Annotated in this window: 24 protein-coding genes; 11 read left to right on the plus strand and 13 right to left on the minus strand. The window is 66.8% G+C overall.

What is annotated here, in order from left to right:
• On the minus strand, positions 1-946 hold a 946-nt coding region (locus QZ670_RS11580), incomplete at its 3' end, for a molybdopterin-dependent oxidoreductase (protein ID WP_294255333.1).
• A gap of 146 nt (positions 947-1,092) precedes the next feature.
• Here QZ670_RS11580 and QZ670_RS11585 point away from each other — a divergent pair.
• From QZ670_RS11585 to QZ670_RS11620, 8 genes are all read left to right on the plus strand, one after another.
• On the plus strand, positions 1,093-1,965 hold the full coding sequence (locus tag QZ670_RS11585; RefSeq protein WP_058733710.1) for a LysR family transcriptional regulator: 873 nt from the start codon (positions 1,093-1,095) through the stop codon (positions 1,963-1,965).
• Positions 1,962-3,113, plus strand: a complete 1,152-nt coding sequence (locus QZ670_RS11590) for a TDT family transporter (RefSeq protein ID WP_294255339.1) — start codon at positions 1,962-1,964, stop codon at positions 3,111-3,113. The genes QZ670_RS11585 and QZ670_RS11590 overlap by 4 nt, the downstream gene beginning before the upstream one ends.
• A gap of 89 nt (positions 3,114-3,202) precedes the next feature.
• Positions 3,203-4,438: a molybdopterin-dependent oxidoreductase gene (locus QZ670_RS11595; RefSeq protein ID WP_007406293.1), complete on the plus strand. Its 1,236-nt coding sequence runs from the start codon at positions 3,203-3,205 to the stop codon at positions 4,436-4,438.
• 14 nt (positions 4,439-4,452) lie between these two features.
• Positions 4,453-4,935 carry a cytochrome c gene (locus tag QZ670_RS11600; RefSeq protein ID WP_007406258.1) on the plus strand — a complete coding sequence of 161 codons (483 nt, stop codon included), beginning with the start codon at positions 4,453-4,455 and terminating at the stop codon, positions 4,933-4,935.
• Between the two features lie 609 nt (positions 4,936-5,544).
• Positions 5,545-5,847 (plus strand): PadR family transcriptional regulator, encoded by a 303-nt coding sequence (locus tag QZ670_RS11605; RefSeq protein WP_365894641.1) that lies wholly within the window; start codon positions 5,545-5,547, stop codon positions 5,845-5,847.
• On the plus strand, positions 5,844-6,488 hold the full coding sequence (locus QZ670_RS11610; RefSeq protein WP_294255341.1) for a hypothetical protein: 645 nt from the start codon (positions 5,844-5,846) through the stop codon (positions 6,486-6,488). Before QZ670_RS11605 ends, QZ670_RS11610 begins: the two co-directional genes overlap by 4 nt.
• 145 nt (positions 6,489-6,633) lie before the next feature.
• Positions 6,634-7,152, plus strand: coding sequence for a hypothetical protein (locus QZ670_RS11615; RefSeq protein WP_294255343.1), 519 nt, complete (start codon positions 6,634-6,636; stop codon positions 7,150-7,152).
• A gap of 98 nt (positions 7,153-7,250) precedes the next feature.
• Entirely contained in the window at positions 7,251-7,610 is a 360-nt protein-coding gene (locus tag QZ670_RS11620; RefSeq protein WP_294255345.1) for a UrcA family protein, read from the plus strand.
• Positions 7,611-7,926: 316 nt separating this feature from the next.
• Here QZ670_RS11620 and QZ670_RS11625 read toward each other — a convergent pair whose 3' ends face one another.
• From QZ670_RS11625 to QZ670_RS11640, 4 genes are all read right to left on the minus strand, one after another.
• Positions 7,927-8,943 (minus strand): IS30 family transposase, encoded by a 1,017-nt coding sequence (locus QZ670_RS11625; RefSeq protein ID WP_294255347.1) that lies wholly within the window; start codon positions 8,941-8,943, stop codon positions 7,927-7,929.
• 166 nt (positions 8,944-9,109) lie between these two features.
• Complete coding sequence (locus QZ670_RS11630) at positions 9,110-11,521, minus strand: TonB-dependent receptor (RefSeq protein WP_294255349.1); 2,412 nt, start codon at positions 11,519-11,521, stop codon at positions 9,110-9,112.
• Positions 11,522-11,625: 104 nt separating this feature from the next.
• On the minus strand, positions 11,626-11,787 hold the full coding sequence (locus QZ670_RS11635) for a hypothetical protein (RefSeq protein ID WP_294255351.1): 162 nt from the start codon (positions 11,785-11,787) through the stop codon (positions 11,626-11,628).
• Between the two features lie 79 nt (positions 11,788-11,866).
• Complete coding sequence (locus QZ670_RS11640; RefSeq protein WP_294255353.1) at positions 11,867-12,757, minus strand: LysR family transcriptional regulator; 891 nt, start codon at positions 12,755-12,757, stop codon at positions 11,867-11,869.
• 89 nt (positions 12,758-12,846) lie between these two features.
• On the opposite strand from QZ670_RS11640, the gene QZ670_RS11645 reads away from it, so the two are divergent.
• Positions 12,847-13,791 carry an NAD-dependent epimerase/dehydratase family protein gene (locus QZ670_RS11645; RefSeq protein WP_294255356.1) on the plus strand — a complete coding sequence of 315 codons (945 nt, stop codon included), beginning with the start codon at positions 12,847-12,849 and terminating at the stop codon, positions 13,789-13,791.
• 4 nt (positions 13,792-13,795) lie between these two features.
• Here the strand turns inward: QZ670_RS11645 and QZ670_RS11650 are convergent, their stop codons facing one another.
• Positions 13,796-14,185 carry a nuclear transport factor 2 family protein gene (locus QZ670_RS11650; protein ID WP_294255361.1) on the minus strand — a complete coding sequence of 130 codons (390 nt, stop codon included), beginning with the start codon at positions 14,183-14,185 and terminating at the stop codon, positions 13,796-13,798.
• A gap of 145 nt (positions 14,186-14,330) precedes the next feature.
• Here QZ670_RS11650 and QZ670_RS11655 point away from each other — a divergent pair, with 145 nt between their 5' ends.
• Entirely contained in the window at positions 14,331-16,400 is a 2,070-nt protein-coding gene (locus tag QZ670_RS11655; RefSeq protein WP_294255364.1) for a M13-type metalloendopeptidase, read from the plus strand.
• Positions 16,401-16,549: 149 nt separating this feature from the next.
• On the opposite strand, the gene QZ670_RS11660 is transcribed toward QZ670_RS11655, so the two are convergent.
• Positions 16,550-19,042, minus strand: coding sequence for a TonB-dependent receptor (locus QZ670_RS11660; RefSeq protein WP_294255367.1), 2,493 nt, complete (start codon positions 19,040-19,042; stop codon positions 16,550-16,552).
• A 147-nt stretch (positions 19,043-19,189) separates the two neighbouring features.
• On the opposite strand from QZ670_RS11660, the gene QZ670_RS11665 reads away from it, so the two are divergent.
• Positions 19,190-20,215: a LacI family DNA-binding transcriptional regulator gene (locus QZ670_RS11665; RefSeq protein ID WP_294255370.1), complete on the plus strand. Its 1,026-nt coding sequence runs from the start codon at positions 19,190-19,192 to the stop codon at positions 20,213-20,215.
• Here the strand turns inward: QZ670_RS11665 and QZ670_RS11670 are convergent.
• The 6 genes from QZ670_RS11670 to QZ670_RS11695 form a co-directional block, all read right to left on the minus strand.
• Complete coding sequence (locus QZ670_RS11670; protein WP_294255373.1) at positions 20,212-21,336, minus strand: glycoside hydrolase family 68 protein; 1,125 nt, start codon at positions 21,334-21,336, stop codon at positions 20,212-20,214. The genes QZ670_RS11665 and QZ670_RS11670 overlap by 4 nt on opposite strands.
• Positions 21,333-22,646 carry an MFS transporter gene (locus QZ670_RS11675; RefSeq protein ID WP_294255375.1) on the minus strand — a complete coding sequence of 438 codons (1,314 nt, stop codon included), beginning with the start codon at positions 22,644-22,646 and terminating at the stop codon, positions 21,333-21,335. The genes QZ670_RS11670 and QZ670_RS11675 overlap by 4 nt, the downstream gene beginning before the upstream one ends.
• 198 nt (positions 22,647-22,844) lie before the next feature.
• Positions 22,845-23,114 carry a hypothetical protein gene (locus tag QZ670_RS11680; RefSeq protein ID WP_294255379.1) on the minus strand — a complete coding sequence of 90 codons (270 nt, stop codon included), beginning with the start codon at positions 23,112-23,114 and terminating at the stop codon, positions 22,845-22,847.
• A gap of 313 nt (positions 23,115-23,427) precedes the next feature.
• Positions 23,428-23,676, minus strand: coding sequence for a glutaredoxin domain-containing protein (locus QZ670_RS11685; protein ID WP_093299419.1), 249 nt, complete (start codon positions 23,674-23,676; stop codon positions 23,428-23,430).
• 52 nt (positions 23,677-23,728) lie between these two features.
• On the minus strand, positions 23,729-24,217 hold the full coding sequence (locus tag QZ670_RS11690; protein WP_294255387.1) for a PIN domain-containing protein: 489 nt from the start codon (positions 24,215-24,217) through the stop codon (positions 23,729-23,731).
• A complete protein-coding gene (locus QZ670_RS11695) occupies positions 24,218-24,436 on the minus strand; it encodes a type II toxin-antitoxin system Phd/YefM family antitoxin (RefSeq protein ID WP_294255389.1) in 219 nt (72 codons plus the stop codon).
• Between the last annotated feature and the right edge of the window lie 103 nt (positions 24,437-24,539).

Raw genomic sequence — 24,539 nt, forward strand, 5'->3', positions numbered from 1 at the left:
GCTGGCGACCTTTGGCAAGCGTGGCGTCGAGGGTCCAGCGCCGCCAACCCCAGTGCGTCTCCGGATCATCGGCGAACGTCGCCTGTTGCCACTCGCGACCACCGTTTACCGACACTTCGACCCGAGAGACGCGGCGATCATAGGCGATGGCATAGCCCTCGATCCGCACCTCCCCGGCCGGCAGGCTTTCGCCAGAGCCGGGCACGCAGATCGCGGCGTTGAGCGGCATGGCGTTGATCGTCAGACCCTGGCTCCAGTCGACGGTGTCGCTCGTCACATCGGCGGGAAACAGCTTGTAGTCGTGCGCCTGGATCGGTGCGTCGGAAGGCGTGTCTCGCACCTCGATCCGTGTCAGCCATTTGGCGCTGCGCACGCCTGCATAGCCCGGCACCACCATGCGGAGCGGGGCGCCATGTTCGGGCGTCAGCGGCTCGCCGTTCATCGCCCAGGCAATGAGGACGTCGGGTTGCCGCGCCTTGTCCATGGCGATCGAGACCCCGAACAAGGCTTCTTCGCCCTCCACGTCCACCTCGTCGGCGCCGGTGAACGCCACGAACAGGTTGGACGCATCAGGCGCGCCAACTGCATCGAGCACATCGGCCAGGCGTACGCCGGTCCACTCCGCATTGCCAATCGCGCCGACATCCCAAGGATCGCCCGACGTCTTGCCGACCTGCTGGAGGTCCGTGCGCCGGTTACCCGCGCATTGGAGCACGGCTGTCACCGAGTGCGCGGAAAACGTAGCTTTCAGTTCGTCCACTGAGAAGGAGCGGCTCGCCATGCCCCTCCCGCTCACCTCGATCCGATGATTGGCGGGCAGATCCGGCACTGGCCCGTGGCTGCGCACGTAGAACAGCGCCTGCGGCGTCAGGAACCGCTCGATCAACGCACTGGGCGTCGGCTCGGCGTTGTAGGGATCGGATTTGCGCTCGATCATATCGGTCATGGACGAACAAACGCCGCAAGCGCGCGGATCGCTTCAAGTCTTCAAGACCATCACAGACGAAAGGCTGCCGATCGTTCCGATATCCAGATTGGAATGAGCAGATCAAACGGTTGGTCGTATCGATCAGATTGCGCGATATAAGCTGCATGACCCTGGAGCAGCTCAGAATATTCGTCGGTGTCGCGGAGCGCGAACACGTCACCAAGGCAGCGGAGGTGCTGAACGTCACGCAGTCTGCTGCCTCCGGCGCGATTGCTGCCCTCGAAGCGCGCTACGGGGTTCCTCTGTTTCACCGCGTCGGGCGTGGCATCCAGCTGACCGAAGCAGGCCGCGGCTTTCTGGAGGAAGCGCGCGCGGTGCTGGGGCGGGCAGCGCATGCCGAGACGATGCTGGCGGACTATGCCGGGCTTGCCCGTGGTTCATTGCGGATCGTCGCCAGCCAGACGATCGCGAGCTACTGGTTGCCGGCAAAGCTCGCCGCCTTCCACGAACGCCACCCGCAGATCGCGGTTGAGCTCGCGATCGACAACACCGAAGGTGCGGCAGCGCAGGTCCTGAGCGGCGCGGCGGAACTCGGCTTTGTCGAGGGCGAGGTGGACGAACCGGCACTCGCCCACTGGACTGTCGGGCGTGATCCGATGGTGCTGGTCGGCCGCGAGGACGCCGAACGTGTCGACGAGGCCTGGCTGCGCACTGAACGCTGGATCGTCCGTGAGCTGGGATCCGGTACGCGCTCGACCTTCGAGGACGTGCTGCGAACGCGCGGGTTTGATCCGGCCCAGCTGACGATAGCGATGACGCTGCCGTCCAACGAGGCGGTGCGTACCGCGGTCGAGGCCGGTGCCGGCGTTGCCGTCTTGTCGCGATTGGTCGTAGCTCGTGCGCTCAAGGCCGGTGACCTTGTCGAGCTGCCGCTCGGGCTGCCCGACCGCGCCTTTCACGCGCTGCGCCACAAGGAACGCTATCGCACCCGCGCGGCCGACGCGCTGACGGACCTCATCAAGGAGCAGGTCGCATGACTGCCGACACGCACTCCGTTCTGAGCGGCCTCAAGCCGCTCAGCCGGCTCGATCACCCCCGCGAGATGATCCGCCAGTTCACGCCCAACTGGTTCGCCGCGACGATGGGCACGGGCATCCTCGCGCTCGCACTGCCGCAGGTACCCGGCATTGGACCCTCGCTGAAGCCATTCGGCGAGGTGTTGTGGTTCTTCAACATCGCACTCTTCGCGCTGTTCGCCGGCCTCTATGGCGCGCGCTGGGTGATGTTCGGGCATGAGGCGCGGCGCATCTTCGGGCACAACACCGTGTCAATGTTCATCGGGACCATCCCGATGGGGCTGGCGACAATCATCAACGGCTGCCTCGCCTTCGGCATCGCGCGGTTCGGGAATGGCATCGTACCGGTCGCGCAGTTCTTGTGGTGGATCGACGTCGCCATGTCGCTCGCCTGCGGCGTGCTGATCCCGTACCTGATGTTCACCCGCCACGAGCATAGCCTGGACGGCATGACCGCGGTATGGCTGCTGCCGGTCGTCGCTGCCGAAGTGGCGGGTGCCAGCGGCGGGCTGCTCGCGCCGCATCTGGCCGATCCCCACGCGCAGCTAGTCACGCTTGCGACCTCCTATGTGCTGTGGGCCTATTCGGTGCCGGTCGCGTTTGGCATCCTCGCCATCCTCATCCTGCGCATGGCACTCCATAAGTTGCCGCATGAAAGCATGGCGGCATCCTCCTGGCTGGCGCTGGGGCCGATCGGCACGGGTGCTCTGGGCATGCTGGTGCTCGGGGCAGATGCGCCGGCGATCCTCGCGGCGCACGGGTTGGCCGATGTCGGTAGCGTCGCTCAAGGGATCGGCGTTGTCGCCGGACTCTGCCTGTGGGGTTTCGGCCTGTGGTGGCTGGCGCTCGCGACGCTTATCACCATCCGCTACTGGCGCGCTGGTGTGCCGTTCAACCTGGGCTGGTGGGGCTATACCTTTCCGCTCGGCGTCTACACCGTCGCCACCTTCCGCCTCGGCACGACGCTGAACCTCGGCTTCTTCGGCATAGCTGGCACGGTGCTGACAGTCGCGCTTGCGGCGATGTGGCTGCTGGTCGGTGCCAAGACGCTAGCCGGTGCATGGCGGGGCAACCTGTTCGTCTCGCCCTGCATCGCCACCCCGAACTGATCCGCCATGATGATCGGATCAGTCGGTCCGATCACTTGCAGAATGCCCCTTCGATCCGCCAGCGTGACTGGCCACAGGAGAGCCTTGTCATGGACAATTTCGACGCCGGGCTGGCGAGTGAGACCAGCCGTCGCCGCTTCCTCAGCCATGCCGCGCTCGGCACCGCCGGCCTTGCCGCCGCGCCGGCACTGGCGCAGCAGCTCGTCGACCTGAAGCTGCCCGGCGGCAATGCCGAGCGGCCGATGACCAGCGCCTTTCCCGGCAAGGGCAGCATGATCCTCCAGCGCGTCCATCCACCCTTGCTGGAGACGCCGATGGAGGTCTTCGACAAGTCGGTGTTCACGCCCAACGACCAGTTCTTCGTCCGCTGGCACTGGGCCGACATACCGACCTCGATCGACGTCGAAAGTTTCCGCCTCAACGTCTTCGGCCACGTCAATCGGCCGCTGTCGATCAGCCTCGCTCAGCTGCTGCGCCTTCCACGGGTCGAGATGGCGGCGGTGAACCAGTGCTCGGGCAACAGCCGCGGGCTGTTCCAGCCGCGCGTCGCCGGCGCGCAATGGGGCAATGGCGCGATGGGCAACGCCAAGTGGCTCGGCGTTCGCCTGCGCGACGTGCTCGACCTCGCCGGGGTCAAGGCAGGCGCGGTGCAGGTGCGCTTCGGCGCTCTCGATCAGCCGGTCGTGGCGGGCGCTCCTGACTTCGAGAAGGCACTCGACATCGACCATGCCCGCGACGGCGAGGTCATGATCGCCTTCGGCATGAACGGCGAGCAACTGCCGCTCCTCAACGGCTTTCCCTGCCGGCTGATCGTGCCGGGCTGGTACTCGACCTATTGGGTCAAGATGCTGAACGCGATCGAGGTACTGCCCGGCCCTGACGACCAGTATTGGATGGCCAAGGCCTACAAGATCCCCGCGACACCCGGCGCGAATGTCGCGCCCGGTGCCAAGGACTTCCCGACCGTACCGATCAATCGCATGATCCCGCGTAGCTGGATGACCAGCCTGCCCGATGGTCAGGCGATCGCCTATGAAGCGTCGATCCCGGTCGGCGGCATCGCAATGGGCGGCGATTGCGGCGTCGCCAAGGTCGATGTGTCGTCGGACGGTGGCCGCACCTGGTACAGGACGACGCTCGGAGCGGACGAGGGCAGGTACAGCTTCCGGCGCTGGGACGGGCGGGTGCCGCTGAGACGCGGGCCTAACCCCATCATGGTGCGCTGCTGGAACACCAACGGTGTCGCTCAGCCGATGAAGCCGATCTGGAATCCCGGCGGGTTCATGCGCGGCAACATTGAAACCACCACCATCATCGCGGCCTGAGGAGCGAGCAAATCATGAAGACTCCGTCTCCCGGCATGATGGCTGCTGGCCTGATCGGCCTGACCGGCATCATCCTCGTCTCGATCGGCGCGCCGAGCAGCCGCAAGGCGCCCGTTCCGATCTCCGAGATGTCTGAGCCGGCACCGGCCGCCAGCGTGTCAGCGCGCGGCTTCTCGCTTGCCTCGACCAGCGTCGACCTGCCGGCCGACGACGCGACCTACCCCGACGGTCCGCACGCCGACGTCATCAATGCCAATTGCACCTCGTGCCACTCAGCCAGCATGGCGCTGACCCAGCCTGCGCTATCGGCGGATCAGTGGAAGGCGACCGTCACCAAGATGCGTGAGGTGTATAAGGCGCCAGTGGCCGAGAAGGACGTCGATGCGATCGTTGCTTATCTCACCGCTATGCCGAGCCAGAAGGTGGCACCCGCGACCGGCAAGGCGCAGGACCCGGACCCCAAAGTGGCTCCTGATGTCTCAGGTGGAACCGGCTAACCGATCTACTTCCATAATCCCGAAATACCATCGTTTTTGGGAAAGGCGGCAGCCCCACGTAATGTCGGCTTTTGGCACCCGCCTCCCTAAAAGCCGCCTGTCCGCTTCCCACCCAATCTCGGCCGTCGCCGGGAGGGTTCGAGCTGAAAGCGGACGTTTCCCTGCGGCGAGCAGCGAATGGCGGCTTTTGACACGACCGCTCGCCTCAATGGCCGAGATTGGTGGGAAGCGGACTGACCGCTTTTGGAGCAAGAAATCGGTATAGCTGCCGTTGAGCGAGTCCTGGCGTGTAGCACCTCCCGGCGAACCTCAGACGGTCCCGCACATGCTCCCGCTCGGCTGCTCTTGCCAAAACCCGCCGTTTTCTCGCTCATGAACGATCTTCCCAAGCTAGATCGCTCAAAAGCCTCAAAGCGCGCATTTCAACAATGCGCTGGCCATAGTGAGTGCCTTCACGACCCCGTGTACGAGCTTCACGATGATCCGAGGCAGGCCGCCGCCGCGTCTGGTCTGGACCGAAGCCCCCGCTGGCCTCGGCAAACGATCGTTGAAGTAATCGGTGCGGCACATGTGCTTGACTCTTAAATCTACATATGTTGGTATGATGCCATGGCCCGTAAACGACAGCCCTCGAAGCAGATGTGCCGCCTCCTTGAATCGCTCTCGAAGACGCAGGGCGAATGGCGACATGGCTACGACCTGATGAAGGTCACCGGGCTGTTGTCCGGGACGCTGTATCCGCTGCTGATGCGGATGACCGAGCAGGGGCTCGTGGAGGCCGAGTGGCGCGAGCCCTCCCAGCACGGACGACCCGCCCGCCACGCCTACCGCCTGACCTCGGCAGGCGTAGCCCTTGCGCGCGACCTCGCCGGCAGTGCGCCGGGCCAACCGTTCAAGGGAGCGCTGGCATGAAAGCATTGTTCGCACGCGCGCTGCTCCGCCTGGCAACCGCTTGTCTAGGCGAGCGCAAGCGCGACTGGGCCATGGCGATGGAAGCGGAGCTGGACACGGCGATCGCCGAAGGCGCGCCGGTGCAGTTCGCGTTCGGGTGCCTTCTGGCGGCAGGGCGCGGGCTGCTAGCGGCCGAGGAAGGACGATTTGTCCTCACCAGCTATGCCGTAGCGATCGGTGTACTGCTGCCGATGGCCGCGCTGCAAATCGGCTGTGCGCTGTTCGGGTTGCCCTATCTCTATCCCGGCCTGCACGGGCTGGGCGGCGCGCTGATCGACGGCGGGCTGCAGGAGGACTTGCTGCGCCGCGTCTACCAAGCGGCGATCCCGTCGCTAGCGCTGCTCCAGCTGTTGATCGGGCTTGGGCATGTGCGGATCGCCTGGGTGGTGCTGGAGCGAGATTGGGCGGCAGCGCTTCGCTGGGGCAGCCTGAGCCTGGCCGCATCGGCGACTCTGGTGACGTTCCTCAGCGTGTTGTTCATCGATGGCCGGCAGGCGCTGATCCAGAGCGGGGTGCTCGCCATCGAGCTGGCGATCATCGCAAGCGTGGCGCGCTGGCACGCGCATTTCTCGCCTGGTCCGGCACCCACTCTGGTCCGCTAAGCGGATCGCACGGCGACGGGATGCAAGACGGTCTTCGGGTGCACCGCCCCGGAGCGTGAGGCCGCATGGCCGCAAGCGGTGCCGTAAAGCGACGCGCTCGTCGCTGCGGAGCCCCCGCCGCACCCTCGGGGCAAGGAGACGATGCATGCGAACCGCAGCCCTGCGTTTCATCCTTCGCTGTTCGGCGACTGCCTTGTTCCTGCTGCCTCTCGGGGCGGTCGTCGCAGGGCCGGAGGATCCCGCTGCCGCTAACCGGTCCCCCTTCCTGGGAACCTGGGAGCTGGACCTCACCCGCATGCCTGCCAACTATGGTCCGCCACCCCGCCGGGTCCTTTATACCTTCGAGGATGTCGGCGCTGGTCAGTGGCGAACGACCGTCGACATCACCGCGCCGGACGGCAGCGTCCGGCACATGGCGGTGCGCTACGCACGCGACGGATCGGCATCGGCAGGCGAAGGCGACAAATCGGAAGCGGACAGCGCCGCGATCAACCAGCCCGCATCCAACGTGCTGGTCATGAGCCTTGCGAAGAACAAGATGCTCGGCTCGGTGCGGGTCTATGCAATCTCGTCGGACGGCAAGGAAATGACGGAATCTGCGGCGGCTGCCGACGCCGGTGGAGCGCCTTTCGTCAGGAACTTCCATTTCCGCCGCCTGCGGTGAGCCAGTCGCGTCGGCAGGAAGGGGCATAAAGCCACCCAAGCGGACCCGTGGCGGCCGCTCTGCGGCGCGATCGACGCCAATCTGTACAGGAGAAGATCATGAAGTTGTTGGTGCTCTTCAGCGCCGCGCTGCTGTCGGCTTGCGCCTACGGCACGTCGGCGATGGCATTCCCGCCAAGCATGACAGTCGCATATCGCGATCTGCGGCTCGATACCGCAGTCGATCGCGCCATGCTAGTACGCCGCGTTGACCGTGCTGTTGGCACCTTCTGCAAGGCTTACGACCCGATGGACCCGGATACGCGGTTCGATGCCCGGTTGGCGAGCGGGCGGCATTGTCCCGGTGCTGCCGCTATTCTGCTGGCGCAGCGTATGCCTGCGAACGTTCGGCGGGCATATCGCGCGGGGCGTCGTGAGCAAGGTGGAAGCCGAATGCCCGCGATTAGCGAATCGAAATAGCCTGCCTCTCCGCGTCGGCGGCGACTAGTGGGAATGTCCGCTACTCACTCGGAGCTTCCACCTCAAAAGCCGCCAGTCGGCATACGGCCCAGCTTCTGACGTTCCGAGGTGCCGGTCGGGCAACAGTTGAACGTCGGCTTCTGACAAGAGCCGCCGTCCGACACGCCGCAGGCGAACGGCAACTTATGCCCAGGCTTTGTCATTCCGAGATTCGCTGCCGAAGATGAACAAGCGGCAGGTTTCGGATTCCGCAGATGCGACGCTGAACGACGGGGATTGGGCGGGAGCTGCCTGTCCGCTTTTCGTCGCCTTCCGGTCATGGATCCACCGGAGCCAGCAGCGACGGAGCGTCCAGCTGCTGGCTCAAGACCTCCTGCGGGGTTTGATAGCCGAGGCACTTTCGAGGCGTGTTGTTCAGCCGATCGACCATGCCTTGAAGCTGCCGGTCAGATATCGCGGCGATGTCAGTGTCGAAGGGCAGAAACCGCCGGATGCGACCATTGGTGTTCTCGACGCTGCCCTTCTGCCAGGGTGCTGACGGCTTGCAGAAATAGGACGTGATGTTCAGCGCGCTGGCGAGCCTGGGGTATCTCGCGAACTCGGTGCCGCGATCGAACGTGATGGAGCGTCGCAGGGGAGGGGGGAGGGAGCGAAGACGCCGCTCGATGCCGGTGATCACCTCGGTCGAGTGCTTGCTCGGGTTGGGGCACAGGATCGTGAAGCGGCTGCGCCGCTCGACGAGCGTGGTGAGGTTTGCTTTCCCGTGAACCGCGCGAAAGGCGATCAGATCGCCTTCCCAGTGACCGAAGCTGCTCCGCTCGGAGATCTCCGGTGGGCGCTGGGCAATGGTGTTCGCGTCGGGGATGCGGGCGGCGCGCGGCTTGCGCCCATAGCGCGACCGGCGCTTCTTCCTGGCCATCGGGAGCAGCTTCCACAGCCGTTGGCGCTTGCCGTCCTCACTATAGACGTACTGGTAGATCGTCTCGTGACAGACGTTTCCCGATCCGACGCGGTGCCGACGCAGATAGCCGGCGATCTGCTCTGGAGACCAAGCTGCCTCGAGGCGGTCCAGGATATAGGCGGCCAACGGCAAATTCCGCGATATCTTGAGCCCTCGACGCCGGCGAGCTGCTGCCTTGTCATTCGCAAGCGTCGGGAAGTAGCCGCGGAACATCGGCTCGTCATCCAGATGCCGGTTCCGCTCCAACTCTCGATAGACGGTCGACACGTGGCGACCAAGCTCGGTGGCAGCCTCCCGGACACTTCTGCCGGATTGCCGAAGCTGATAGAGACGTCGCCGTTCGTCCAGATCCAGATGCCGATAATGGCTCACGCTGCGAAACCCTCAAGCGGCTGAACACCGCAGATTGACTAGGTTTTCGCACTTCGATTTGGAATCCGCCCGGTCGCAAACCCTCGAGATGATAAGGTATCTTATGTAAAATACATGCCTCGGGGGGCCGGGCGGACGGCCGCCGCCGCCCGCCCCACGCACCAGCCTACCAGTTCACGCCGAGGCGCGCATAGAGATAGCGCCCGTTGAATCCGAAGGGCGAGTAATAGGGAAAGCCGACCACGCCCGTCGAATTGTTCGCCGGGATCGTCCGGTCGGGATAGACGTCGAACAGGTTGCTCGCGCCGAGCGCGATCTGGGCGCCCTTGCGCGGCTGGAAGCGCAGCTCGAGATCGCTGATCAGGTGCCGGCCGGTGTGGATGTCCGCCGCAGGCGTGGTGCCCGGCTGGTTGACGTCACCATAATAGGTTCCGCGCAGCGTGAGCCCCACCGGGCCCTTCGCCCAGTCGATCGTGCCGGTCACCTTTTCGCCCGGGGTGCCCTGCTCGATCGTCAACACGCGGCTGCGCGCGAACAGCACCGGCGCCGGATTCACCGTCGCGGTGTTGGTCGGCACGCGGGTTACCACGATCTCGTTGACGTTGCCCGCCAGCGTGAAGTCGAACGACCCCGCCGGATCGGCGGCGTTGCCCAGCCGGTAATGCGCCACCGCATCAATACCGCGGGTGCGCGAGCGCAGGCCGTTGATGAAGAAGCGCGCCGACGGCACGTTGAACGGGTTGAGGATCGCCGCGACCTGCGGGCTGAAGCTCGCCTGGATGTTCTCGGACAGGCCGAGCTGGTCGCGCAGGCGGATCTCATAGGCGTCGACGCTGAGGTCGAAGCCGCCGGCACGGATCACCGTGCCGACCGAGAAGTTGGTCGACTTCTCCGGCTGGAGCGGCTTGCCGCCCAGCGCTGCCGCCACCGGCGCGGTCGAGGGGAAGGTGCCGGTGAGGATCGGCGTGCCGTTCTGGACGACCTGCGCGATCGAGGTGAAATATTGCTGCTGCAGGCTCGGCGCGCGGAAGCCTGTGGAGACGGTGCCGCGCAGCGCGAACCACGGCGCGACGTCGTAGCGCGCCGAGAGCTTGCCGTTGGCGGTGTCACCGAAGTCCGAATAATGCTCGCCGCGCACCGCGATGTCGACGAGGAACGCCTGGGTCACCTGCGCTTCGAGGTCGAGATAGCCCGAGACGCTGCGCCGCGAGCGCTCGATCGCGTTGACCGGCGCGAAACCGCCAAAGCCCTGCGCACCCGGCGACGCGCCGGCAACCGCGCCGGTGGTAGGCGCATCATAGGAGGCCGTCTCGCCCGGGGTGATCTTATAGCCTTCGCGCCGCCCTTCTGCGCCGAACGCCAGGTTAAGCGACTGGAGGACGTCGAACTTGCGCCGCACGTCGAGCCCCGCCACCCACTGGTCGAAGATCAGCGCGCCGTCATAGAAATTCTTCGGCGTCGCCGCGCCATAGGCATAGTTGGCCGAGTTGCGCGTGCGATAGGCGATCTTGTTGCGGCCGTAGCCGGCGTGCAGATCGATACCCCAGTCGCCGAGATCACCCTTCACCCCCACCGCGCCGACGGCATTGGTCGACTTGGTGTTGATGATCGGCAGGAAGCCATCCGGATAGCCGGCAAGCGCGGTGGTAGCGCTGGCCAGCCGCGGGAAGGCGGCGCTGCGGGTGTCGCGGTCCTGATAGCTGCCCCAGCCATAGAGGCTCCAGCCGCCGCCGATACCCTTTCCGGCATTGATCGTGCCGGTGTATTGCTCGACCTGCGGATCGCCGAAGCGGCCGGTGACGCGGGTGGGCGTGACTCGCGGGTCGAAGTCGGCGCGGTTGGTCGCCTGGCGGTTCACATATTCGCCCGTGACCGTGACGAACCCGTCCTCGCCAAGCCCGAAGCCCTGCCAGACCGAGGCGGTGAAGGCCGGCTCGCCGGTGGTCGAGCGGCTGCCGCGCGCCGTGTCGATGTCCGTGTGGTAGACGCCGTAGGTCGCGGAGGCGGCGCCGCCCGAGCGCGCCTCGCGCAGCCGTAGGTTGATCACGCCGGCGATCGCGTCCGAGCCATATTGCGCCGAGGCACCGTCGCGCAGCACTTCGATCCGCTCCAGCGCGGCCGTCGGGATGGTGTTGAGGTCCACCGCGGCCGAGCCGCGGCCGACCGAGCCGTTGATGTTGAGCAGCGCCGAGCTGTTCACCCGCACCCCGTTGACCAGCACCAGCACCTGATCGGGCGAGAGGCCGCGCAGCGTCGCCGGGCGGATCGCATCGGTGCCGTCGGTGGCGGAAGGGCGCGGGAAGTCGATCGACGGTGCGACCGCGGCAACGGCGGCGCCCAACTCGGTCGTACCCTGGCGGCCGAGCGCCTCGCTGCTGAGCACGTCGACCGGCGAGGCGGTATCGAGCCGCGAGCGCCCTTGGGTGCGCGTGCCGGTGACGACGATCTCATCGCCGCCGCCGGCCACCGGAGCATCGGCCTGCGCCGGCTCGGCGCCGGTCTGCTGCGCCTGTGCGGTGCCGGAAGCCAGTGCGGCAGTGGAGGCTGCAATCAGCAGCGCGTGGCGGAAGGTACGCATGGTCAACCCCTTGATCTCGTTCTTGTCATCGCGCGATCTCCCATCTTCCGGCTAGGAATGCAGGAAAGAAAAGATTGGGGGGCTGAAACGCGGGCAGCTGCACGTTATCGCGCGTCGAGGCCATCCTCGAACTGCGCGTTGGCGCGATGCTGGAACGCCTCTGCCCGCCTGCGAAAGGCGGCGGCGACAATCGGGTTGGCGCAGGATGCGGCGCGGGCACGCTCTTCCTGCGCACGGCGTTCGAAGAAGGATCGGCAACTGGGCATGGCGCGTCTCCCAGGACGACGGCACGTCCAGCAGGGGGCGGAGGTACGGCGTCAACCGATGCGGCGCGCGTTTCGTTCCTCAGCGTTCGGCGATGGCGGTGAGCGCCTCCGCCAGCGCGTCGAATACTGCGCGGTAACGGACGCCGTGGCGAAGATCCTCGTGCATCACCACCCACATTCGCAGCGGCAGGTCGAACGCGTCCTGCAGGATATGGACCAGCGCGGGATCGCGGCGCGCCGCCACGGTCTGGCAGATGCCGATGCCGAAGCCGGCGCGGATCGCTTCGAATTGCGCGGCGTCGTTGTCGACGCGCAGCGCGAAGGCGGATCGGTCAAATTCGGGCAGGTGGCGCATCGCCGCGCGGATGAAAGGTGTTTCGGTATCGAAGCCGATCAGGTCGTGCGCGGGCAGATCCTCGAAACCGGCAGGCGTGCCCCGCCGCGCGAGATAGTCGCGATGGGCATGAAAGCCGAGCCGCAGCGCCCCGACCGGCCGCGCCACCAGCGCCTGCTGGACCGGCTCGGTCATTCGTATGGCGATATCGGCGCGGCGTTGGAGCAGATCGTCGAGCGCGTCGGAGAGCGACAGCTCAAAGATCAGACCCGGATACGCCTGGCGCAGCCGGGTGAAGATGGCCGGCAGGTGCAGCACGCCCACCGCTTGGCTGGCACTGATCCGCACCACGCCCTCGGGCTGGCCCGGACGCCCCTGCCCAGCCCGCTGGAGCGCCGCCGCGGCTGCAACAAGGGCTTCTGCATGGGGTTGCAGCGCCAGGCCCCGGTCGGTCGGCGAGAGCCCGCGCGGCGAGCGGACGAAAAGCGAGCCGCCGCTCGCCTGTTCCAGCGCATCGATATGGCGGGCGATGCTCGGCTGCGTCATCCCGAGCGCGCGTGCCGCCGCCGAGAGCGACCCGCCGCGCAGAACGGCGGCAAAGCTTCGATAGACGTCCCAGCTCGGCTCAATACTCATCGATTTCCGTATATCTGTTCTCCGCATTTGGGCAATTTCCGTTCGACCCGAGTTGGCCGAAACGTGCTCCACGACAGATGGAGGCACCGATGACCGAGAGAACGGCACTGATCCTGGGGGCGACCGGCGGCATCGGCGGCGCGATGCGGCAGCGGCTGCTGGCCGGCGGCTGGCGTGTGAAGGCGCTGACCCGGCGCCCCTTGCCGCTGCTCGAAGGTTGCGAGCAGATCCTGGGTGACGCGATGGATGCCGATGCGGTGCGCGCGGCAGCACGGGATGCGGCGGTGATCGTCCATGCGGTGAACCCGCCCGGCTATCGCAACTGGGCAAAGCTGGTGCTGCCGATGATCGAGAACAGCATTGCCGCCGCACAGGCGGCCGCCGCCCGGATCGTGTTGCCGGGCACCGTCTACAACTATGGGCCCGACGCCTTCCCGGGGATCGACGAGGATGCGCCCCAGCGCCCGCGCACGCGGAAGGGCGCGATCCGGGTCGCCCTGGAGGAACGGCTACGCGACGCCGCAACACATGGGCCTGCCAAGGTTCTGATCGTCCGCGCCGGCGATTATTTCGGACCCGGCGCTGCGAACAACTGGTTCGGCCAGGCGATGGTGACCCCGGGCACCCGCCCCCGCGTGATCCGCATGCCGGGCAAGCGGGGCATCGGCCATCAATGGGCCTATCTGCCCGATGTCGCCGAGACGATGGCGCAGCTGCTCGATCAGCCCGCCTTGCCCGCCTTCGCGCGCTTCCACATGGACGGGCATTGGGACGCGGACGGACAGCAGATGGCGGAGACCATCGCCCGCGTGCTCGGCGATCCCGCGGTGCCGATCCGCCCCCTGCCTTGGTGGCAGCTCCGCCTCGCCGCGCTCGCCATGACGACGCCCCGCGAGCTGATGGAGATGCGCTATCTGTGGCAGCAGCCGATCCGCCTCCGCAACGCGCGGCTGGTCGCGACGCTCGGCGGCGAGCCGCGGACGCCGCTGCTCGACGCCGTGGCGGCAACGCTCACCGGGCTTGGTTGCCGGTAATCGCTCAGGCGAGCGTGAGGTACAGCTCGGCCTCGATCGTCCAGGCGCCGCCGATCTCGCGCCACTTGGCGGTGTAGCTGCCGCTTGCCTGCACCGCTCCATCCGCCGCCGAAACACCTTGCCACTGGCCATGCTCGAAGGCGATCGGGGCGACGGGCGAGACGACTACCGTCTCCGGGACCCGGCTGTATACGCTCCGCTCTCGGGTCGCGAACTCGCGCTTCCACGCCTGGAGCTGGGCTTTCCGCCCCTGGAGTAGCGCGCTGTCGGTGCCGGCGACCAATACCACGTCCGGCGCGAGCAGCGGCCCGATCGCGGCGAGGTCGGCGGCGGCCAGCGCACGGTTGAAGGCGGCGCGGGCCATGCGGATGGCGAGTTCGGGGGACGTCTGCATCCCCACCTGCTCTACCGCCGGCCGCGCGCGCGGCAAGCCCGCCCGCTGCGCTCAACCGCCAATTTCCTACGACGGATTGCCAGCCGCCCTCGGCTGTGTAGACTAGCGTAAATTGTCGGCTAACCGACTGAATTGGAGACTTTCCTTGGCGCTGAAGCACGTCCTCCTGGCCTCTACCCTGTCGATTGCGGCGCTCGCCGCCCCCGCGCTCAGCCGCAAGCCCCAACAGACCGCCCCCGCCGCGCCGAGCGCCGAGGCGACCCGCTATGGCAGCTGGGGCTTCGACCTTTCGGGCATGGACCGCAGCGTGAAGCCGGGCGACGACTGGTACCGTTTCGTCAATGGCGCCTGGACCGATCGTACCAAGATTCCCGACGATCGCTCCTCCTTCGGCGCGTTCGCCGTGCTGCGCGACCTGTCCGAAATGCGGCTGCGCGGGCTGATCGAAGGCTATAGCCCCACCGACGCTGCCAACCCCGATCGCCGCAAGGCCGCGACGCTCTATCGCGGCTATATGGACGAAGCGGCGATCGAAAAGCTCGATGCGCAGCCGCTCCTCCAGCGCCTGCAGCCGGTCAAGGCGGCGAAGACCAAGGCGGCGCTCGCGGCGCAGATGGGCGCGGCGATGGGCGGCTTCGGCGCCAGCTTCTTCGGCGTCGGCGTCAGCGACGATGCCAAGCAGCCCGACGTCTATGCGCTGTACCTGCGCCAGGGCGGCCTCGGCTTGGGCGACCGTGACCTCTATCTCGATCCCAAATTCGCCCCCCAGGTCGCGCGCTACAGGCAATATGTCGCGCAGCTGCTCGGCATGGCGGGCTGGCCGGATGCAGCCGGGGCCGCTGACAAGGTGGTGGCGATGGAGACGCGCATCGCCGAGGCGCACTGGACCCGGGCGCAAAGCCGCGACCGCGACAAGACCTACAACCCGGTCACCGTCGCCGAGCTCAAGGCGCAGGCACCGGGCTTCGCCTGGGACCCGTTCTGGCAGGCCGCCGGGCTCTCCGAGGCGAGTCGGGTGATCGTCGCGCAGAACAGCGCGGTGCCGAAAATCGCGCAGGTCTTCGCCGACACTGACCTGGAGACGCTCAAGGCGTGGCAGGCCTTCCGCATCGCCGACGACATTTCGCCGCTGCTCTCGAAGCGCTTCTCGGATGCGCAGTTCGACTTCCGCTCGCGCTTCCTCAACGGCCAGCCCAAGGAACGCGAGCGCTGGAAGCGCGCGGTCTCCTTCACCGAGCGGGCGATCGGCGAAGGCGTCGGCCGCGATTATGTCGCGCTCTACTTCCCGCCCGAAAGCAAGGCCAAGATGGACGTGCTGGTCGGCAATCTGCGCGTGGCGCTTGCCGGTCGCATCAAGAACCTCGCCTGGATGAGCCCCGCGACGAAGGAGCAGGCGCTCGCCAAGCTGCAGGGCTTCACCGTCAAGGTCGGCTATCCGAGCAAGTGGCGCGACTATACCACGCTTGAGGTACGCCCCGGCGATCTGGTTGGCAATGCCGAGCGGGCGAGCAAGTTCGAATGGGACTATCGCCGCAACCGGCTGGGCGGCCCGGTCGACAAAGCCGAGTGGGGCATGACGCCGCAGACGGTCAATGCGTACTACAACTCGGTCAAGAACGAGATCGTGTTCCCGGCGGCGATCCTGCAGCCGCCTTTCTTCGATCCCAAGGCCGACGACGCGGTCAATTATGGCGGGATCGGCGGGGTGATCGGCCACGAGATCAGCCATGGCTTCGACGACCAGGGCCGCAAGTCCGACGGCAACGGCGTGCTGCGCGACTGGTGGACCGCCGAGGATGCGACCAAATTCGAGGCGCAGGCGGTGCGGCTCGGCGCGCAGTATGAGGCCTATAGCTTCGAGGGGCTGCCCGGGCTGCACATCAACGGCCGCGCCTCGATGGGCGAGAACATCGGCGATCTGGGCGGCGTGCTGATCGCGCTCGATGCCTATCACGCCTCGCTCGGCGGCAAACCGGCGCCAGTGCTCGACGGCTTTAGCGGCGACCAGCGCTTCTTCCTCGGCTGGGGCCAGGTGTGGCGCACCTTGTTCCGCAACGAGGCGCTGCGCCAGCAGCTGGTCAGCGATCCCCACTCGCCGGGGCAGATCCGCGCGGTAAACCCGCTGCGCAACGTCGATGCCTGGTATGCCGCGTGGAACATCGATCCCAGCCAGAAGCAATATGTCGCGCCCGCGGACCGCGTGCGGATCTGGTAAGCCTTACGAAATCCTCCCCCGCCAGGGGGAGGTGTCACCGAAGGTGACGGAGGGGGAGGATCCCAGATCGTCGCGCGCGGCGTGCTTCCTCCCCTTCCGACCCGCTGGCGCGGGCCATCTCCCCCTGGCGGGGGAGGATCAGGTGAGGGTCAGAAGTCGATCCGCACCGAGGTGCTGATCGTACGGCCGTTGATCGAGCGCGCCCGGACGATGCCATTGGCCGGGATCGCGCCCTCCTCCGCCTCGGTGAAGCCGCGCACGTTGAACAGATTGTTGGCGTTCAGCGAGACCAGCAGCTTCGGGATCGGTCGGAACTGGGCGAAGGCGTTGACCTGGGTATAGCCGGGTAGCTTGAGCTGGTTGTTGTCCTGCGCATAGCTGCTGGTCGTGCCGATCACGTTGGCGCCGATCGAGGCGCGGCCGAACTCGACCTGCGGCGTCGCCTGGAAGATCAGGTTCGCCTGGCGCCGCGGGGTGTTGCCGACCACCCCCGGGTTGAGCGCATCGGCGACGATCCGCGAATGCGTCCAGGTCGCGCCCGCGGTCAGGCTGAACGGCCCCTGGCGCACCGCGCCGTCGAATTCGAGGCCATAAGCGCGGTAGGTGCGGTCGATGAACACCTGGCGCGTCGCCTCGTAATTCTGCTCCTCGGTGCGCGCCCAGAATCCGGTGAGGTTGAGGGTGAGCGGGCCTTCGCGATATTTCACGCCGAGCTCGGCCTGGTTGACGAAGTCGACCGCCGCGGCAGAACTCACCAGATGGCCGTCGGTGGTGCTGACCGCCGGGCCGAACAGCAGGCGATCGGCGTTGGCGCGGCCGCCGCGGCTGTAGCGGGCGAAGACGGACATATAGTCGACGAAGCGATAGTTGATGCCCGCCGAATAGCTCCAGTAGTTGTAGCTATAGTTGACCGGCGCGGGGCTGGTCAGCGGGATCACTGCGACGCGGGTTTCGGCATCGGAGATCACGCCGTCGCCATTGATGTCGCGGCTGGTCGCGCCCACTCGCCCGCCGCCGAGATCGGCACCGGCGATCGAGCCGCTGGCGTCGCCGAAGTCATAGCGCACACTGCCGCCGATCGAAACCTTGCCCACCTGATAGTTGAGCGAGGCGAAGGGCGCGTTGACGTTGTAGTCGACATTGTAGCTGCGTCGGCAGCACCCGCCGAAATAGGCGGCACTATAGCCGTAGAAGCCGTCCTGGGTGACGGCCGTCCCGTTCGCGCGGCGAACGTTGACCAGCGCCGCATCGCCATTCCCCCGGACATCGGTGAGGATCGAGGTCCATAGCCAATCGGTGTCGATCGTCTGGCGCGACTTGTAGAAGCCGGCGGTGGCGGTGAGCTTGCCGGTGCCAACGTCGAACGCCCGGCTCGCGCGCAGGTCGTTGGTGATGTTGTCGAGGCTGTTCAGCTTCGTGTCGAACACCACGATCTGCGCGAGCAGGCCGTTGCCGTTGAGGCCGCCCAGATTGGTGATCGCCTGGCCCGCGTTGGGACCGCTGGCATAGGACAGCGTCGCGCCCGCGCCGCCCATCGAGGTGGCAATCGCGCTGGCGCTATCCACCGCCGCCGGGAAGTTCGAGATGAACCGGCCGGAGATGTCCGAATAGCGGAAGCGATCGGTGACGGTCCAGCCGGCGAGCAGCGTCTCCGCCTCGAAACCGATCGACTTGACCAGCGGGTGCTGGCCGTCGCGGACGTCGTCGGTGACCAGATTGTTGTTGCCGTCCAGCGTCACGTTGCGGGTGAAGTTGGGCGTCAGCAGCTGGTCGCGGTTGGAGCGGAAATTGGGCAGGTCCTGATAGGTCGGGTTGGCATTGGTGCCGGTCACCCGCACCGGCATCGGCAGATAGCCGACGGCGCGGTCGTCGAGGAACTTGCCGTAAAGGCGAATATGGCCGCCCTCGAAGTCCTTGGTGATGTTGAACTTGAACTGGCCGCCCTTGTTGCCGTCATAGCCGATGCGGCGCGGACCGGTGCCCTGGCGGTAGAAGCCGCCCATGTGGAAGCGGACGCTGTCGGTGAGCTTTGCGCCGTAATCGAAATCGAGGCGATAGTCCTTGTAGTCGAGGCCCGCCGTCGCCTGCACCGCGCCGCCGGGGGTATCGCCGGTCTTGGAGATCATGTTGATCACGCCGCCGGGCGAGTTCGACGCGAAGGTCGAGGCCGAGCCGCCGCGGATCGACTCGACCTGGGCAAGGTTGAGATCGGCGCGCAGGAAGATGTCCGCATTGCCGAAGGTGATGTCGCCGAATTCCAGCACCGGCAGCCCGTCTTCCTGCAGCTGCAGGAACTTGGCGCCGCCCGAGGCAATCGGCAGGCCGCGGATCGAGATGTTGGCGTTGCCCTCACCGCCCGAGCTTTCGGAACGGATGCCGGGCAGGCTGCGGAAGATTTCTGCCACCGAGCGCGGCGCGGCCTTCTGGATGTCGTCCGCCTTGAGCGAACTGGTCGAGATCGCGGTGTCGAGCCGGTCCCGTCCGCGCGCCACGGCGGTTACGACGATTTCGGTATATTTCTCTGCTTCCGCTTCCTGCGGCGGCGCCGTGTCCTGCGCGAAGGCGGGGACGCTGGGGATGGCCAGCATGCTGCCGATCAGCAGCAGCCGGCGGAATTGGTTGGCGCGCACAGACATGGCCATGAGCCTCTCTCCCTGATCTGGGCTCTCCTTGGCGGGAGCCCTTCACATATCGGTATATCTCCTAATGCAATCGATTGCAACAAGCCCCGTATTTGTCCGGAGCGGCGCGATCTTGCGGTTTTCCGCCATTCCCGCCACACCTTGTTCGTGAGCCAAGACGCACTGCCTTCCGATCGGCCGGCCCGCACGCTGGCCGATATCGCGCGCCTCGCCGGGGTTTCGACCGGTACCGTGTCGCGCGCGCTGGCCGGCAGCAGCCTGGTCAATGCTGAGACCCGTCAGCGCATCCAGGCGCTCGCCGCCGCCAACGACTTCCGGGTCAACCAGATGGCGCGGCGCCTACGGACGCAGAAGACCGGGGTGATCGGCGTCGTCGTGCCGCTGGGGCATGAGCGTCGCCAGCACCTCTCCGACCCCTTCTTCATGACCATCCTCGGCCATCTCGCCGACGCGCTGACCGAGAATGGCTATGACGTGATGCTCTCGCGCGTGATTCCCGATGCCGCGGACTGGCTGGAGCGCATCGTCGATTCGGGCATGCTCGACGGGGTGCTGCTGATCGGCCAGTCGGACCAGATGGAAGCGATCGAGCGCGTTGCGGCGCGCTATCGGCCGCTGGTAGCCTGGGGCAGCAACCTTCCCGGGCAAGTGCATTGCGCCGTCGGCACCGAGAATGTCGCCGGCGGCCGGATCGCCGCCGAGCATCTGATCGCGCGCGGCGTGCGGCGGATCGCCTTTCTCGGCGAATTGCGCGCTCCCGAGATTCGCGCACGCTTCGCCGGGGTTTGCGCCGCCGCTGCCGCCGCGGGGCTTCCCGAGCCGCTCCAGCTCGACACACACCTCGCCTCCGAAATGATGGAGCGAGAGATCGCCGCACATCTCACCCGCCACCTCGATCGGATCGACGGGATCGCTGCCGGATCGGACATGATCGCGATGACGACGCTGCGCGTGCTCGCCGACCAGGGCATGGCGGTGCCGAGCGACGTGCCGGTGATTGGCTATGACGACCTGCCGCTGGGGCTGCAGACGGTACCCCGCCTCACCACGGTGCGGCAGGATATCGCCCGGGGCGCTCGCGCGATGGTCGAGCGGCTGTTCGCGCGGATTGCCGGGCAGGACGCGCCGTCGCTGGTGATGCCCCCCGAATTGGTGGTGCGGGATTCGGCCTAGGGGCCGACCGTCACGCGGTCGCCGGCAAAGGCGAGGCGGAAGAACGGTGCCGCCACGCCGCCAAAGATGCGACGGCGCTGGTCGGGATCGGCGAGCATCGCCGCATCGGCGGGGCCGACGCCGGGATAGTCGACGAAGCTGAGCACCTCGCCCTCCCCCGTCACCCACCAGCAATAGGCCTGGGTGGGCGCCTCAGGCGGATTGCCGACGACCAGCCCGGTGCCGTTGACCGGACGCCACGGCCCCGCCATCCCTTCGGCCACCATCGCGTACAGGCCCGTCGGCGCAACGATGCCCTCGGCGAAGCGGCGCGCCTGAGTGCTCCAGAACAGGTAGTAGAGGCCGTCACGGACGACGATATGCGGCCGCTCGAGCTCGCTATTGACCTCGATTGCCGAGAGCAGCGGCGCTTCAAGCCGCCAGCCCTCGCCCTCGCGGCGCGCGACACCGATCACGCCGTTGACCTGCGCGTCGCTCCACGCGGCGTTGGCGGTGAACAGGACATATTCCGCGCCATCGGCGGGGTCGCGAAAATAGCCGGGATCGCGAAAGCCTTGGATGCCGTGCGCGGGGGCGATCGTCTCGTTGGCGATCGTGTACAGCGCGCCATCGGCCGCGACGATCTCCTGCGGCCTATCCCAGCCCTCGAGCCGCGGCGCCTCGCCGTCGAGCACGAACCGCCCCCGGCTGACGAACAAGCGCTGCTCATAGGTGGTGGCCCCGCCGCGGCGCCCGGCGGCGGTGAAATAGTGGCTCAGGGTAACCCCGTTCGCCTCCAGCACCGCCGAGCCGGACCATTCGCGCGAGCCCGGCGTGAAGCCGTCTGGGAAGGCGTCGCCATGGTCCTGCCAGCCGTCCACACCATGGCTGGTCAGCCGGATGCGGGCGACGTCGTGCCGGCCCTCGGGATCGTCGAGCCGCGGCGCGGCGAGAAAGAACCACCAACTGCGCCCGCCGCGCAGCACGGTGCGGCCCTCGGCATCGGCGATCGGCCACATGTCCCACAAGTCCATGCCGGGCGCCGGCGATTCTCCGCCCGGCGCGAGCAACGGCAGCGCCGCCCCCGCCTGCGTCGCAATCCCGGCAACCGCCGCGCGCGTCCATTCCGCCGTCGCGCTCATGCGACGTTGCGCCCGCGTACGGTCCACACGGCGAGCGCGGCGCAGAACAGCAGCAGCCCGCACAGGCGCAGCACGTTGCGCGCGTCGCCGTCGAGCAGCGGCCCGTAGAGAAACGGCAGCGTAACCGAGAACAACAGCATCGGAATGACGATCATCATGTTGAAAATGCCCATATAGACCCCGGTTCGCTCGGGCGGGATCGATCCGGCGAGGATCACGTACGGATTGCCCATCATGCTCGCCCAGCCGAGGCCCAGGCCGATCGCGGGGACGAACAGCAGCGCCTTGTCCTGCACCTGGGGCAGCCAGAGCATGCCGATCCCGGCACAGACCAGGCAGGCGGCATGGAGCCGCGCCGCGCCGATCCTGCGGGCGATCGGCACCATCGCGAAGGCGGCGATAAAGGCGACGGCGTTATAGAAGGCAGCGATCTCGCCATTGGTCAGCACGGCCGACCGGAAGCCCGGCGCGGTCGAATCCACGGTACCGTAGACCGAGCGGGCGACGGCGAGGATGACATAGGTCCAGTACGCCATCATCGCATACCATTGGAACAGGCTCATCAGCGCCAGCTTGCGCATTGCCAGCGGCATGTCGCGGATGGCGCCCCCGATCTCGCCGAGCGTTGCCCCCAGCGACTTGGGCTGCGCAGCGATATGCGCGCGCTCGGCCAGGGTCAGCGGCAGTTCGGGCACGCGCAGCACCGACCAGAGGATCGTGCCCAGCGCAAGCACCGCGCCGACCATGAACGCGACGCGCGCGGTATAGGGAATGTGGTGCGCATCGACCCAGTCCTGGCTCATCCCCGCCCAGACGAGCAGCGACGGCGTGAGGAAGGCGAGCATCTGCGCCAGCCCGGTGAACGCGCTCTGGGTGAGGAAGCCGAGGCCGTGCTGGCTGGGGTCGAGCCGATCGGACACATAGGCGCGATACGGCTCCATGGTGATGTTGTTGCCGGCGTCCAGCAGCCAGAGCAGCGACACCGCCATCACGATCGAGCTGCTGAGCGGCATCCAGAACAGCCCCGCCGAGCACAGCACCGCGCCGGCAAGGAAATAGGGGGTGCGGCGGCCCCAGCGGCTGTCGGTACGGTCGCTCATCGCGCCGATCAGCGGCTGGACGAGCAGCCCGGTCATCGGTCCGGCAAGCTGGAGCAACGGCAACGAGGCTTCGGAGGCGCCAAGATAGGAATAGATCGGCGCCATGTTGCCCTGCTGCAGCCCGAAACTGAACTGCAGGCCCAGAAAGCCCAGGTTCATCTCCAGGATTCGCCACAGCGATAGGCGCGGCTTCGCGCTGGCAGGGTTCATCGTCGCGCCCCTCCCCGGGCCCGTCTTTTCTATCCTCCCTTTATGGAACGTTTCGCGACGAGCGGCAACAATCGTTTGCAATTGAAATGGAGCAAATAGGCGCAAACGCAAAAGGGCGCCCGCGATTGCGAGCGCCCTTCGCTAGGGCCCGCCGCCTGCGTGGTAACGGCGGGAACCCGGACCGGAAAATTTCCGGAATTACATCCCGTTGTGCAGGTTGGTGTCTGCGTCGTGGGTGCGCATGTCCTTGGCCTTGGCGTCGCCTTCGGCGCGCACGGCATCGGCCTGGTTCTGCAGATTGTCCTGCGCCGCATCGGTGGTGGCGTTGCCGGCCATCGCCTCGATGTTGTCGGCGCGCGCTTCGGCGTTCGCCTCGATGTTGTCGGCCGCCTGCTCCCGCGGGGTGTTGTTGCACGCCGAGAGCGCGATCAGGCCGGCAGCGGCGCCGAGCACGAGCATCTTCTTCATCATCATTACCCTTTTACGTTGGTACAGTCGAAAATCGTTGGGTGCGGAAATCAACGACGCGGCGCTTTGTTCCGAGATGGTAACGCGGACGCGACGAGCCGAGTGGTGAGCAGAATCGCCAAAAAACCGCCGAATGCTACAATCCGCTGCTCTTCCCGTGACTTAGATCGTGCACCGATAGCCTGCATGGCGGTTTGCCGGAAGAAGAGGACTTCTTCCCCACGCGCGTTCTCGTCCATCATGCCCCGTCGGTGGATCGAGCCGTCAGCGCGTCATCCGCCCCCGCCTGTGCTCGCAATCGCCTGCGCCGGGGTCAGCGGCGGGCGAGCGCGTGCGCGAGCGCGTCGGCGCCGTCGAACCGCTCCTCGCCGAGGAAGATCACCGGCGTGGTGGCGACGCCGAACTCGTCTTTCACCGCCTCGACCTCGTCGCGGGTCCGCAGCACGCGGTCGTCGATGTCATAGCCGCGCTCGAGCAGCAATTCGCGGGCGCGGACGCCGAACGGACAGACATGGTCGGGCAGCACCATGCGGTAAAGGGTCGCTTGCTTCGCGTCGGCCATGGCGTTTCTCCTTGGCAGACAAATGCTTGGGGGCTGCGCCGGTTGCAGCGGTTCAGCTGCGCAGGAAGAGATTGCGGAACCACACCGGGCCGCTGCGCGCGGCAGCGGCGCGCCAGTCGTCCACTGCCTCCTCCGGATCATAGCGGCGGGGATCGAACAGCTTGAGCCGGACACCGCGATAGGCAGCGGCGTCATAGGTGACGAGCGTCAGGGCATGTTCGAGCGCGGTGGCAGCGACCAGCGCATGCCGGTCGCTCGCCAGCGCCACCTGCCCGCGCCGGCGCGCCACCGCCGTGTCGACCGGCAACAGATGCGGGCCGAAGGCGGGGACGAGCTGGTCGTCGATCCAGCGCCGCAGTGCGCTTGCCGCATCGCCGCGTGATGCGCGCGCCGCCTGCGCCTCGATCTCAGCCAGCGCCAGGGCCGACACAAACATCTGCTCGCGCGGCACGCCGCCCGCCCAGGCGGTCAGCCGCGGGTCGGCGCCACCGGCCCGCGCCTTGCGCAGGTCGAGCAGCACCGCGGTGTCGAGCAGATACATTCACCAGCGCCCCGGATTCAGGTCGACCTCAAAGGGCTCGGCTGCCGCCAGTGCGTCGACAATGCTTTCCCGCTCACCGGTAAAGGCACGGAAGCTGGCGATGCTCATCAGCACATGGGTAGGCTTGCCGCGATCGGTGATGAACACGGGTTCCGTTCGGGCGAATCGCTTGGCCGCGCTCACATCCTGATTGAATTCACGGCTGGTGAGCACCTTCATCGCGGGTTCCCGAGCAGCTGATCGACAGCGTTATCGTGTAGGTACGTACCTACCTTGTGGAGCCTCGGCAACAGTCCGGCTCGACCTGCGCAAAAAGTAGAAT

The organism is uncultured Sphingomonas sp. (genome assembly GCF_913774285.1).
Classification (GTDB): domain Bacteria; phylum Pseudomonadota; class Alphaproteobacteria; order Sphingomonadales; family Sphingomonadaceae; genus Sphingomonas.